Here is an 11,865-nt window from a genome sequence, read left to right as displayed (position 1 = left end):
GAGATGCCAACCGTCTGGGTCGGGACATAAGGTGAGCGACATGTCTTCCGAGCGCATCTATTTCCGTCAGCTGCTGTCCGGGCGTGACTACGCCGCCGGCGACCCCATCGCGACGCAGATGCGAAACTTCGCGTACCTGATCGGTGATCGAGAGACGGGCGAGGCCGTCGTCATCGATCCGGCCTACGCGGCGGCGGATCTCGTCGCTGTCGCCGAGGGCGACGGGATGCGGCTCACCGGTGTGCTCGCCACCCATCACCACCCCGACCACGTCGGCGGCACCATGATGGGTTTCACCCTGGGGGGTGTGCGCGAACTACTCGAAACCGTCAGCGTCCCAGTGCATGTGAACGCTCACGAGCTGGACTGGGTCGCCAATGTCACCGGCATCGCGGCCAGCGAGCTCACCGGTCACGAACACGGTGACAAGGTCTCCGTCGGCGCGTTCGACATCGAACTACTACATACCCCCGGCCATACCCCCGGCAGCCAGTGTTTCCTTTTCGACAACCGGCTCATCGCGGGCGACACACTGTTCGTCGACGGCTGCGGGCGCACCGATTTCCCCGGCGGCGACTCCGACGAGATGTTCCGCAGCCTGCGTCACCTGGCGGCGCTGGACGGCGACCCGGTCGTCTATCCCGGCCACTGGTACTCCCAGGAACCCAGCGCCACCCTGTCCAGCATCAAGGACAACAACTACGTCATGCGTCCGCAGACCCTCGAGCAGTGGCAGATGCTCATGCCCGGCTGATCGAGAGCACATCCGAGCCGATGACGGCCGGACCGCCCATCGGCCCGGCCGCGACGATCACATGCCGCGCATCCACCCGTGGATATCGGCGAAGGTGCCGCGCTGGATGCCGGTGAGCGTGTCGCGCAGCGCCATCGTCACCTCACCGGGTTCGCCGCCGCCGATGGTGAATTCGCCCTCGGCGGAGCGCACCCAGCCGACCGGGGTGATGACGGCCGCGGTGCCGCACGCGAAAACCTCGGTGATATCGCCGGATTCGGCGCCCTTGCGCCACTCCTCCACCGACACCTTGCGCTCCTGCACCGGGTAACCGGAGTCGGCGGCCAGGGTGAGCAGCGAATCGCGGGTGATGCCCGGCAGCAGTGACCCGGACAGTTCCGGAGTCACCAGGCGGGCCTCGGAACCCGAGCCGAAGACGAAGAACAGATTGTTCGTGCCCATTTCCTCGACGTAGCGGCGTTCGCAGGCATCCAGCCACACCACCTGGTCGCAGCCCTTTTCCGAGGCCTGCGACTGGGCGAGCAGCGACGCCGCGTAATTACCGGCCACCTTCGCCTCGCCGGTGCCACCGGGGGCCGCGCGCACGTATTCGGTGGACAACCACACCCGCACCGGCTTCACCCCACGCGGGAAGTAGGCGCCCGCGGGGGAACCGAGCAGCAGGTATTTGTACGAGGAAGCGGGTTTCACACCGAGACCTGCCTCGGTCGCGAACATGAACGGCCGCAGGTACAGCGACTCCTCGCCGCCCGCCGCCGGCACCCAGTTCCGGTCGACCTCGAGCAGTTGACGCACCGACTCGATGAACAGTTCCTCGGGCAGTTCCGCCATCGCCATCCGACGCGCGGAGCGGCGGAAACGGGCCGCGTTCGCGTCGATCCGGAAACAGGAGACGCTGCCGTCGCCCTGCCGGTAGGCCTTCAGCCCCTCGAAGATCGCCTGCCCGTAGTGGAAGACCATCGTCGAGGGGTCCATGGCGAGCGGCCCGTACGGCTCGACGCGCGCGTTGCTCCACCCCTCGCCCTCGGTGTAATCGATCGACACCATGTGGTCGGTGAAGAAGCGGCCGAACCCGGGTGCTACCAGGATCTCCTGTACCCGCTGCGCTGGAGTCGGCGCAGGATGAGGGATACGGGTGAACTGTGCAGCAACGGTCATGGGGGGATCTTATTCGGTCACCGTTCGACGGCGTTTATCGCCATGGTCACCGGTCGCGTCGAGCCGCGCGTCGGCGGACTCAGGCGGTGTGGGCAGCCACGAACGGCGGCTTGACCACCGAGCAGCGCAGACGCCGCCCGCGCACGTCGACCTCGACCTCGGTATCGGACAACAGATCCCGCCCGGTATCGACGAGAGCGAGCGCGATACCCACCTTCAAGGTGGGCGAGAACGTGCCCGACGTGGTTTCGCCGACCGGTTCCCCGTCGAGCAGCACTTGCTGGCCCTGCCGCAGCACCCCGCGATCGATGGCCTTCAGCCCCACCAGGATTCGGCGCGGGCCCGCCGCCTTCTCCAGTTCGAGCGCGGCCTTGCCCCAGAAGCGCTCCTTCTTCCAGCCGACCGCCCAGCCGCAGCGGGCCTGCACCGGGGTGATGTCGCGCGACAGCTCGTGACCGTGCAGCGGATACCCCATTTCGGTGCGCAGGGTGTCGCGGGCGCCGAGTCCGGCAGGCTGCCCGCCCGCCGCGCGCACCGGCTCGACCAGCGCGCGGAACAGCGCTTCGGCATCGTCCCACCGCGGCAGCAGTTCGTAGCCGTGTTCGCCGGTGTACCCGGTACGGCACACCCGCACCGGGCCGCCGCCCCATTCGGCGTCGGCGTAGGCCATGTACTCGAGGTCGGTCGGCAGTCCGAGCGCCGCCAGCACCTCGGCCGATTTCGGTCCCTGCACCGCGAAGACCGCGTAGTCACGATGCTCGTCGGTCACCGTGATGCCCGCGGGCGCGGCGGCGCGCAGTTCGGCGACCACGGCCGCGGTGTTGGCCGCGTTGGGGACGAGGAAGATCTCGTCCTCGTCGACGTAATAGGCGATCAGATCATCGATCACACCGCCGTCTTCCGCACAGCACAGCGTGTACTGGGCCTTACCCGGCCGGATCCGGCGCAGATCGTTGGTCAGCGCGGAATTCACGAATTCCGCGGCGCCCGGCCCCCTGACCGTCGCCTTGCCGAGGTGGCTCACGTCGAACAACCCGACCGTGGTCCGCACCGCCTGATGCTCGGCCACCGTCCCCGCGTACGACACCGGCATCTCCCACCCACCGAACGGAGCGAAACCGGCCCCCAACTCGATATGCACTCCGTGGATCGGGCCCTGCAGCAGGTTCGTCTCGGTCACCCGGCGAGCTTAACCGCCGCGACCGCGCCGCCGGGACGGCACGCGCCGCCCCTTCGTCCTTCTCCCACCGTCGGGTCACCCGGCGCTGTTCACGTCCGGTTTCGAGCCACTACACGGCGGCGTCGCGCTGCGTTACCCGAAGCGGACCGAATAGCCTGTGCCCATGACCGCTGTTGCAGATCGCTCGCTCGGACCGGAACTGGCACGCACCGAAAGCATCGGCCCCGACACCGACGTACTCGTCATCGGGTTGACCTCTTCGGAGAACGGCCCGGCCATCGCGCCGGACGACTTGTTCAGTGACGTGCTCAGCGCCGAGGTACGCGCCGAACTGTTGGATCAGCTCGGCGCGGTCGGCGCCAAAGGCAAGCCGGAAGAGCTCACCCGGGTTCCCGCGCCCGCCGCGCTGGAAGGCGTGACCAGCGTGCTCGCGGTCGGGCTCGGCGCCGCCGACAAGATCGATGCCGAACAGATCCGCCGCTCGGCGGGCGTGGCCGCCCGCTCGCTCAGCGGCACCGAACTGGTCGTGACCACCCTGTCCGGACTCGACCTCGCCGCCGCTGCCGAAGGCTTCTACCTGGGCGCGTACACCTTCACCCCGTTCAAATCCGGCAAATCCGCGCCCAAACCCGACGAACGCCCCGTGGTCCGGGTCGAACTGCTGGTCCCGGAACCGGAATTCGGCACCACCGAACTGCTGCGCGCCCAACTCGTCGCCGAGGCCGTCGCCACCGCGCGCGATTTCGTGAACACCCCGCCGAGTCACCTGTTCCCGGCCGAATTCGCCTCCCGCGCCGCGATACTGGCCGAAGCCGCGGGGCTCGATGTCGAAATTCTCGACGAGAAAGCCCTGGAAGCAGGCGGTTACGGCGGAATACTCGGCGTCGGCAAGGGTTCGTCGCGACCGCCGCGGCTGGTCCGGCTGACCTACGCGGGCGGCGAGAAGAAGGTCGCGCTGGTCGGCAAGGGCGTCACCTTCGACACCGGCGGCATCTCCATCAAACCCGCGCAGAACATGGAGAACATGACCTCGGATATGGCGGGCGCCGCCGCCGTCGTCGCGGTCACCCTGCTCGCGGCCCGGCTCGGCCTGCCGATCACCGTGACCGCCGTCGTTCCGATGGCCGAGAATATGCCGTCGGCCACCGCGCAGCGTCCCGGTGACGTGCTCACCCAATACGGCGGCACCACCGTCGAGGTGCTCAACACCGACGCCGAAGGCCGCCTGATCCTGGCCGACGCCATCGTGCGCGCGGGCGAGGACTCCCCCGACTACATCATCGACGTCGCCACCCTGACCGGCGCGCAGATGGTCGCACTCGGCACCCGCACCCCCGGCGTCATGGGCACCGACGACTTCCGCGACCGGGTCGCCCGCATCTCCCGCGAGGTCGGCGAGAACGGCTGGGCCATGCCGCTTCCCACCGAACTGCGCGCCGACCTGAATTCGAAGGTGGCCGACCTGGCCAATGTCGCCCCGCATCGCTGGGGCGGCATGCTCTCGGCCGCGCTGTTCCTCAAGGAGTTCGTCCCCGAGGGCGTGCAGTGGGCTCACCTGGACGTCGCGGGTCCGGCCTACAACACCGGCGGCCCGTTCGGCTACATCGGCAAGGGCGGCACCGGAGTTCCGGTGCGCACCCTCATCACCGTCATCGAGGACATCGCCGCCGAGTGACGCGCGGCGCCCGGGTCCACGCGATCCGGGCGTTCGTTCTCAGAGGTCGCGCAGTTCGTCCTCGAACGCGCGCTGACGCTCGATCCGCTTGCGCGCGTCGTAGTCTCGCATCCGCCGCGGGTAGCCCGTCCTGCTCACGTCGTAGACGGGAATCCGCAGTTCCGATGCCAACCGCCGCGCCCCGCGTTCGCCGACGATCCGGCGCGTCCATTCCCCGTCGGCGGCGACCAGCACCGCAGTGACATCGGTCACTGTCGTCTTCGGCTCGATGAACCCCTCGACCCCCTCGTGGGCGCGGACCCACTCCGTCAGAGCGCGGATATCCGCGTCATCCGAACTCCCCGTGCGCGATCTACCACTGCCCCCGGTCACAGCGCCACGAAAACGATCGAACAAACCCATCGACGCCGACCTCCTCACGGCACCGGCGGAAACCTCACCACCGGTCATTCCATCTTGCCAGCTGGGTGATAGATGGAGTCCCTGTGCTACACGCCACGCGAACGAATGCAAGGATGGATCGCGGTACAAGAACCACACGGATCTCCGGTGCCGCCGAATGGTCGGTGGCTTCCGGACTTTCGCCGCGACCCGCGGCGAGATGTCCGCCGGAGATCAACTGTTGTAGAACCCGTCGAGCAGTCAGAGGAGTCAACGGACATGGCCTTCTCCGTCCAGATGCCGGCTCTTGGTGAGAGCGTCACCGAGGGAACGGTGACCAGGTGGCTGAAGCAGGAAGGAGACACGGTCGAGGTCGACGAGCCGCTGCTCGAAGTCTCCACCGATAAGGTCGACACCGAAATCCCGTCCCCGGTGGCGGGCGTGCTGTCGAAGATCGTCGCCAACGAGGACGATGTGGTCGAGGTCGGCGGTGAGCTCGGCGTGATCAGCGACGCGGGCGAAGCTCCCGCGGCCGAGTCGGCTCCCGCACCCGAGGCGGCGGCTCCCGAGGCGGCGGCACCCGAGGCGGCTCCGGAGCCCGAGCCCACCCCCGAACCGGAACCCGCACCGGCCGCCGCGTCGGCTCCCGCTCCCGCACCCGCCGCGGCACAGTCCGCGCCCGCGTCCGGATCGGGAACCCCCGTTAAGATGCCCGAACTCGGTGAGTCGGTCACCGAGGGCACCGTCACCCGCTGGCTCAAGGCCGTCGGTGACGAGGTCGCCGTCGACGAGCCGCTGCTCGAGGTCTCGACCGATAAGGTCGACACCGAGATCCCGTCCCCGGTCGCCGGCACCCTGCTGGAGATCAGCGCGCAGGAAGACGATGTCATCGAGGTCGGCGGACAGCTCGGCGTGATCGGCAGCGGAACCCCCGCCGCCTCCGCGCCGGAACCCGAGCCAACCCCGGAGCCCGAACCCGAGCCCGCCCCGGCTCCCGCCGCGGCCGCCCCCGCGCCGAAGCCGGAACCCGCTCCGGCTCCGAAACCGGCTCCCGCTCCGGCGAAGGCTCCCGCCCCGGTCGCCACCGCCGCCCCGGCCGATTCGTCCAGCAACGGCGCGAGCCCGTATGTAACCCCGCTGGTACGGAAACTGGCCGAGGAGAACGGCGTCGACCTGGGTTCCCTCACCGGTTCCGGTGTCGGCGGACGCATCCGCAAGCAGGACGTCCTCGCCGCCGCCGAGGCCAAGAAGGCACCGGAGCCGGCCCCCGCTCCCGCCGCCACACCCGCCCCTGCCGCCGCGAAGGCTCCGGCTACCGCCGCACCGTCGCCCAAACTGGCGCATCTGCGCGGCACCGTGCAGAAGGCGAGCCGCATCCGCCAGATCACCGCGACCAAGACCAGGGAATCGCTGCAGACCACCGCGCAGCTCACCCAGGTCCACGAGGCCGACGTCACCAAGATCGCGGCGCTGCGGGCCCAGGCCAAGGCCGGTTTCGCGAACCGCGAGGGCGTCAACCTGACGTTCCTGCCGTTCTTCGCCAAGGCCGTCGTGGAGGCGCTCGGGGTGCACCCGAACATCAACGCCAGCTACGACGAGTCGACCAAGGAGATCACCTACCATGCCTCGGTGCACCTCGGCATCGCCGTCGACACCGACCAGGGTCTGCTGTCCCCGGTGATCCACAACGCCAGTGACCTGTCGCTGGCCGGCCTGGCCCGCGCCATCGCCGATATCGCCGACCGAGCCCGCAACGGCGGACTCAAGCCGGACGAGCTCGCCGGCGGCACCTTCACCATCACCAATATCGGCAGCCAGGGCGCGCTGTTCGACACCCCGATCCTGCTTCCGCCGCAGGCGGGCATGCTCGGCACCGGCGCGATCGTCAAGCGTCCGGTAGTGGTGAAAGACGAGACCGGCAACGAATCCATCGGCGTTCGCTCGATGTGCTACCTGCCGCTCACCTACGATCACCGTCTCATCGACGGCGCCGATGCCGGTCGCTTCCTGACCACCATCCGGCACCGACTGGAGGAAGCGGCGTTCGAGGCGGATCTCGGCCTGTAGTCCAGGAAGGTCGTCTGTCACCCATGAAAGTCGTGATCGCCGGATCATCCGGGCTGATCGGGACAGCGCTCGTCGCGGCCCTGCGCCGCGACGGGCACGAGGTGGCTCGTCTGGTGCGCCGCCGCGCCGCCGCGCCCGACGAATACGTCTGGGATCCCGCCCGTGCCGAAATGGACGGGCGGGCCCTGCGCAACGCCGACGCCGTCGTCAACCTCTGCGGCGCGAGCATCGGCCGCCGCCGCTGGAACGGCCACTACAAACAGGAGTTGCGCGACAGCCGGATCACCCCGACCGATGTCCTGGCCGACAAGATCGCCGCCGCCGGCGTGCCCGTGCTCGTGAACGCCAGCGGCGTGCACTACTACGGCGGCGACACCGGCGACCGCGTCGTCGACGAAACCTCCCCCGCCGGAACGGGTTTCCTGGCTACCCTGTGCCGCGACTGGGAAGCCGCCACCAGACCCGCCGTCGCCGCGGGCGTGCGCACGATCCTGCTGCGCAGCGCCGTCGTGCTGTCCGAGAACGGCGGCATGCTCGATATCCTGCGACCGCTGTACTTCCTCGGCCTCGGCGGTCGCCTGGGCAGCGGACGCCAGTACTCGCCGTGGATCTCGCTGGACGACGAGATCGGCGCGATCATCTTCGCGCTCACCAACGACTCCGTCACCGGACCGGTCAACGCCGTTGGCCCGGCCCCCGTCACGAACGCCGAATTCAACCGCGCTCTCGGCAAGGCACTGCACCGCCCGACCCCGCTCGTGGTACCCGCCTTCGCCCTGCGTGCCGTCGTCGGCGAATTCGCGGACGAGGCCATTCTGAGCGGCCCGCGCGCCATCCCGACCGCCTTGGAAGAAGCGGGCTACACCTTCCGTCACCCGACCATCGGCGCGGCTCTGGCCTCGGTCCTCGGTGACGACGGAGACGATCGATGACCGATGGCACCGTCAGGGATGCCCGCCCCGGCGATCTGCCCGCCATTCTGGATATCCACAACGCCAATATCGCCACCTCCACCGCCATCTGGGATACCGACCGGGTCGGGATCGAGGAGCGCGAGAAATGGTTCCGCGACCGGACCGAGGCGGGCATGCCGATCCTGGTCGCCGACGTCGACGGCGAGATCGCCGGATATGCCAGTTACGGACAATGGCGTCCCAAGGTCGGATACCGCTTCTCCGTGGAGAATTCGGTCTACATCGCCGAGCGATTCCACCGTCGAGGGCTCGCCACCGCACTGCTCACCGAATTGATCGACCGCGCCGCGCGATCAGGACGCGTACACGCGATGATCGCGGCCATCGAATCGAGTAATACCGCGTCCGTCGTCCTGCACGAACGCTTCGGCTTCGTCACCGTCGGCCGATTACCCGAGGTCGGATACAAATTCGGCCGCTGGATGGACCTGACCCTCATGCAGCTGACCCTGCCGGTGGATCCCACGGGACATTCGGTGGGCTGATAGGGAGCAACCGGCCTGGGTGGACATTCGCCGACACATTCGACAGGAACCTGCGCGAAAGCTCCGAGAATGTCCGCGCAGACCGATCAGCGGCGACCGTGTGGCACGACCCACACCATGTCCATTCCGCCGCCGATCCGGCTGGGCGTACCGTCAGAGGCGTGAACGACACGCGCACCGTGCGGTCCGCTCGACGCGATACCACCCCGATCGTGATCGAGAACCTCGGACTCATCGACTACCACTCGGCCTGGGACCTGCAGCGCAAGTACGCCGCCGAACGCGCCGACGGCCTGGGAGCAGACCATCTCATGCTCCTCGAGCACCCGTCGGTCTACACGGCGGGCCGCCGCACCGAAGCCGACGATCTCCCGATCGACGGCAGCCCGGTGGTCGAGGTCGATCGCGGCGGCAAGATCACCTGGCACGGCCCGGGCCAGCTGGTCGGCTACCCGATCGTGCGCTTGGCCGAACCGGTCGACGTCGTGCAGTACGTGCGCCGCCTCGAGGAAGCGCTGATCTCGGTGGTCGCCGGATTCGGCATCACCTGCGGCCGCATCGAAGGCCGCTCCGGCGTCTGGCTGCCCGCCACCGAGATCTTCGCCGAACGCAAGATCGCCGCGATCGGCGTGCGCGTGCAACGCGGCGTCGCCCTGCACGGCATCTCGTTGAACTGCAACTCCGCGCTGGACGGCTTCCAGGCGATCATCCCCTGCGGCATCCGCGACGCGGGCGTCACCACCCTGACCCGCGAACTGGGCCGCGAAGTCACCGTCGAGGAGGTCGAACCGCTGGTCGCCGACGCCATCGTGCGCGCGTTGGACGGCGATCTCCCGGTGACCGTCCACGACATTCCGCGCGTAACCGCCGGGGCCGCGACGGTCGACGCCAATGCCGGAGCGACCCCGACCACAGCCGTCACGGCGGGGTCGGCTGTGACGAGCACCGCAAGCGTAAGGTCGAGCCTGTGACCTCAGCCCAAGCCCCTGCGGGACGCAAACTTCTGCGGATCGAAGCGCGCAACGCGGAGACCCCGATCGAGCGCAAACCCAAGTGGATCCGCACCCGCGCCACCATGGGCCCCGAGTACACCGAACTCAAGGGCCTGGTCAAACGCGAGGGCCTGCACACCGTCTGCGAAGAAGCGGGCTGCCCCAACATCTTCGAATGCTGGGAAGACCGCGAGGCCACCTTCCTCATCGGCGGCGAACAATGCACCCGCCGCTGCGACTTCTGCCAGATCGACACCGGCAAACCGGCCGCCCTCGACCGCGACGAACCCCGCCGGGTCGCCGAGAGCGTCCAGGCGATGGGTCTGCGCTACTCCACCATCACCGGCGTCGCCCGCGACGATCTCGACGACGGCGGCGCCTGGCTCTACGCCGAAACCGTCCGCGCCATCAAGGGTTTGAACCCGAACACCGGTGTGGAATTGCTGATCCCCGATTTCAACGCCGACCCCGATCAGCTCGCCGAGGTCTTCTCCTCGCGCCCGGAAGTGTTGGCGCACAACCTCGAAACGGTGCCGCGGATCTTCAAGCGCATCCGGCCCGCGTTCCGCTACGAGCGGTCGTTGGCGGTGCTCACGGCCGCGCGCGAGGCCGGGTTGGTCACCAAGTCCAATCTCATCCTCGGTATGGGCGAGACGCCCGAGGAGGTCACGCAGGCGATGCGCGACCTACACGAGGCGGGCTGCGACATCCTGACCATCACCCAGTATCTGCGGCCATCGCCCAGGCATCATCCCGTCGACCGGTGGGTGAAGCCGGAAGAGTTCGTCGAGCATTCGAAGATGGCCGAGCAGATCGGTTTCGCGGGTGTCATGGCAGGTCCGCTGGTCCGCTCCTCCTACCGCGCCGGCCGCCTGTACGCCCAGGCCATGGCTCATCACGGACGCGAAATCCCCGCCGTCATGGCCCATCTCGCTCAGGAAGGCACCGCGTCCCAGGAGGCAGGCGCCGTCCTCGCCCGCTTCGGCAGCTGAGACAAGGCGCACTCCCGACTTACTGCGAGAAGACACATGGGCGTCGGCCGACGATATTCGCTGGTACCGCATCGATGCCCCCCGGTACCCTGAGCGGCCGAGCGATGCGCACCCCGCGCGGCGCGCACCCAGGAGACGCGGATGCCCGAATCAGACGCCGAGGACACCGCCCTGCTTGCCCGCCTTCGGACCGGGAACGAGGCCGCTTTCGCACTGATCCTGGACACCTGGTCGGCCGGAATGATCCGGCTGGCAAAGGATTACGCTGCCGCACGCCGAGGAGACCGGCCCGACCGTCGACCCCGCGCTGTTCCGAGCGGAGAGTGAGCCCTACCCGCGACATTGGCGCTCCTTTCCCGAACCGTGGCCCGCACCGGAACAGGCCCTGCTGAACGACGAGATGCGCGCGGTGATCGCGGCAGCGCTCGAGGAACTGCCCGCTCGCCAACGCATCGTGATCAACCTGCGCGACGTGCTGAACTACGACGCCGACGAGGTCTGCTCGATACTGGAGATCTCGGCCGCGAATCAGCGGGTCCTGCTGCATCGTGCGCGTGCTTTCGTACGCGCCAGGCTGGAGGAGTACTTCGCGGCAGCGGGCGCCCCTCGCGGCCCGGTGGACAGAAAGGTGCCCCGATGAGTGAACTGCACTGCGACGAGGTCGTAGAACTCGTGACCGACTATCTGGAAGGCGCCATGACCGAGGCCGAGGCGGCGCGTTTTCTGCGTCACCTCGAGTACTGCGCCGGATGCGACGATTACCTCGACCAAGTGCGCACCACCATCCGGGCGCTCGGCCGCCACACCTCGCCCGGCCTGTCCGAGGCCGCGAAACAAGCCCTGCTGGAAGAGTTTCGATCTCGGTCGACCTGAACCGCGTAACGTTCGCACCGCTCGCTGACACTGCGTCTCCCGAAGCCACCACGGCCCCATGGGAGGAAATTCATGTCCGATCGGTATCTGCGGGAATCAGCTTCGTCGTGGAGCAGCCGCCTTCTCGACAGCATGACCGGCGCGATCGCCACCGCCGGTGTGCGGGTCGGGGGCCCCTTCCATCTGGGTGTCGCGCCGACGTTACTGCTCACCATGCTTTTTCTGCTGTGTAATGGAGCGGGGTCCGCCGCCTTGGACGCCCGCGTGGCCGCGCGACTCGGGCGATGAACAACCACGTCCCGACACTCGTAAGCATCAATGAGTCATATCGTTC

At 68.3% G+C, this 11,865-nt stretch carries 14 protein-coding genes; 11 read left to right on the top strand and 3 right to left on the bottom strand.

The window, feature by feature from the left end:
- Positions 1–40 precede the first annotated feature (40 nt).
- On the top strand, positions 41–754 hold the full coding sequence (locus ABZS43_RS16595; RefSeq protein ID WP_355036755.1) for an MBL fold metallo-hydrolase: 714 nt from the start codon (positions 41–43) through the stop codon (positions 752–754).
- Positions 755–811: 57 nt separating this feature from the next.
- Here ABZS43_RS16595 and ABZS43_RS16590 read toward each other — a convergent pair whose 3' ends face one another.
- Both ABZS43_RS16590 and gcvT read right to left on the bottom strand, forming a co-directional pair.
- Positions 812–1,912, bottom strand: coding sequence for a branched-chain amino acid aminotransferase (locus ABZS43_RS16590; RefSeq protein ID WP_355036754.1), 1,101 nt, complete (start codon positions 1,910–1,912; stop codon positions 812–814).
- A gap of 79 nt (positions 1,913–1,991) precedes the next feature.
- Entirely contained in the window at positions 1,992–3,092 is a 1,101-nt protein-coding gene (gene gcvT, locus ABZS43_RS16585) for a glycine cleavage system aminomethyltransferase GcvT (protein ID WP_355036753.1), read from the bottom strand.
- 163 nt (positions 3,093–3,255) lie between these two features.
- Here gcvT and ABZS43_RS16580 point away from each other — a divergent pair, with 163 nt between their 5' ends.
- Positions 3,256–4,767, top strand: coding sequence for a leucyl aminopeptidase (locus ABZS43_RS16580; RefSeq protein ID WP_355036752.1), 1,512 nt, complete (start codon positions 3,256–3,258; stop codon positions 4,765–4,767).
- Between the two features lie 39 nt (positions 4,768–4,806).
- Here ABZS43_RS16580 and ABZS43_RS16575 read toward each other — a convergent pair whose 3' ends face one another.
- Positions 4,807–5,169 carry an oxidoreductase gene (locus tag ABZS43_RS16575; RefSeq protein WP_355036751.1) on the bottom strand — a complete coding sequence of 121 codons (363 nt, stop codon included), beginning with the start codon at positions 5,167–5,169 and terminating at the stop codon, positions 4,807–4,809.
- A gap of 258 nt (positions 5,170–5,427) precedes the next feature.
- On the opposite strand from ABZS43_RS16575, the gene sucB reads away from it, so the two are divergent.
- The 9 genes from sucB to ABZS43_RS16530 all read left to right on the top strand — a co-directional run bounded on the left by sucB (position 5,428) and on the right by ABZS43_RS16530 (position 11,819).
- On the top strand, positions 5,428–7,215 hold the full coding sequence (gene sucB, locus ABZS43_RS16570; RefSeq protein WP_355036750.1) for a 2-oxoglutarate dehydrogenase, E2 component, dihydrolipoamide succinyltransferase: 1,788 nt from the start codon (positions 5,428–5,430) through the stop codon (positions 7,213–7,215).
- Between the two features lie 23 nt (positions 7,216–7,238).
- Positions 7,239–8,147 carry a TIGR01777 family oxidoreductase gene (locus tag ABZS43_RS16565; RefSeq protein ID WP_355036749.1) on the top strand — a complete coding sequence of 303 codons (909 nt, stop codon included), beginning with the start codon at positions 7,239–7,241 and terminating at the stop codon, positions 8,145–8,147.
- A complete protein-coding gene (locus tag ABZS43_RS16560; protein WP_355036748.1) occupies positions 8,144–8,674 on the top strand; it encodes an N-acetyltransferase family protein in 531 nt (176 codons plus the stop codon). Before ABZS43_RS16565 ends, ABZS43_RS16560 begins: the two co-directional genes overlap by 4 nt.
- 161 nt (positions 8,675–8,835) lie before the next feature.
- Complete coding sequence (gene lipB / locus ABZS43_RS16555) at positions 8,836–9,645, top strand: lipoyl(octanoyl) transferase LipB (RefSeq protein ID WP_355036747.1); 810 nt, start codon at positions 8,836–8,838, stop codon at positions 9,643–9,645.
- Positions 9,642–10,658, top strand: a complete 1,017-nt coding sequence (lipA, locus tag ABZS43_RS16550; RefSeq protein ID WP_355036746.1) for a lipoyl synthase — start codon at positions 9,642–9,644, stop codon at positions 10,656–10,658. Before lipB ends, lipA begins: the two co-directional genes overlap by 4 nt.
- Positions 10,659–10,799: 141 nt before the next feature.
- Positions 10,800–10,985 (top strand): hypothetical protein, encoded by a 186-nt coding sequence (locus ABZS43_RS16545; RefSeq protein ID WP_355036745.1) that lies wholly within the window; start codon positions 10,800–10,802, stop codon positions 10,983–10,985.
- 82 nt (positions 10,986–11,067) lie between these two features.
- Positions 11,068–11,298 carry a sigma factor-like helix-turn-helix DNA-binding protein gene (locus ABZS43_RS16540; RefSeq protein ID WP_355036744.1) on the top strand — a complete coding sequence of 77 codons (231 nt, stop codon included), beginning with the start codon at positions 11,068–11,070 and terminating at the stop codon, positions 11,296–11,298.
- A complete protein-coding gene (locus ABZS43_RS16535) occupies positions 11,295–11,531 on the top strand; it encodes a zf-HC2 domain-containing protein (RefSeq protein ID WP_355036743.1) in 237 nt (78 codons plus the stop codon). Before ABZS43_RS16540 ends, ABZS43_RS16535 begins: the two co-directional genes overlap by 4 nt.
- A 72-nt stretch (positions 11,532–11,603) precedes the next feature.
- Positions 11,604–11,819: a hypothetical protein gene (locus ABZS43_RS16530; RefSeq protein WP_355036742.1), complete on the top strand. Its 216-nt coding sequence runs from the start codon at positions 11,604–11,606 to the stop codon at positions 11,817–11,819.
- Positions 11,820–11,865 lie beyond the last annotated feature (46 nt).

It is taken from the genome of Nocardia sp. NPDC005366 (genome assembly GCF_040606855.1).
Classification (GTDB): Bacteria; Actinomycetota; Actinomycetes; order Mycobacteriales; family Mycobacteriaceae; genus Nocardia.
Note: the sequence above shows the minus strand (reverse complement) of the source record. Positions and strands in the feature narration are given on the sequence as shown.

Coding starts and splice junctions, on each gene's coding strand:
- ABZS43_RS16595 (WP_355036755.1), top strand. CDS start 41: ATGTCTTCCGAGCGCATCTATTTCCGTCAGCTGCTGTCCGGGCGTGAC.
- ABZS43_RS16590 (WP_355036754.1), bottom strand. CDS start 1,912: ATGACCGTTGCTGCACAGTTCACCCGTATCCCTCATCCTGCGCCGACT.
- ABZS43_RS16580 (WP_355036752.1), top strand. CDS start 3,256: ATGACCGCTGTTGCAGATCGCTCGCTCGGACCGGAACTGGCACGCACC.
- ABZS43_RS16575 (WP_355036751.1), bottom strand. CDS start 5,169: ATGGGTTTGTTCGATCGTTTTCGTGGCGCTGTGACCGGGGGCAGTGGT.
- sucB (WP_355036750.1), top strand. CDS start 5,428: ATGGCCTTCTCCGTCCAGATGCCGGCTCTTGGTGAGAGCGTCACCGAG.
- ABZS43_RS16565 (WP_355036749.1), top strand. CDS start 7,239: ATGAAAGTCGTGATCGCCGGATCATCCGGGCTGATCGGGACAGCGCTC.
- ABZS43_RS16560 (WP_355036748.1), top strand. CDS start 8,144: ATGACCGATGGCACCGTCAGGGATGCCCGCCCCGGCGATCTGCCCGCC.
- ABZS43_RS16545 (WP_355036745.1), top strand. CDS start 10,800: ATGCCCGAATCAGACGCCGAGGACACCGCCCTGCTTGCCCGCCTTCGG.
- ABZS43_RS16535 (WP_355036743.1), top strand. CDS start 11,295: ATGAGTGAACTGCACTGCGACGAGGTCGTAGAACTCGTGACCGACTAT.
- ABZS43_RS16530 (WP_355036742.1), top strand. CDS start 11,604: ATGTCCGATCGGTATCTGCGGGAATCAGCTTCGTCGTGGAGCAGCCGC.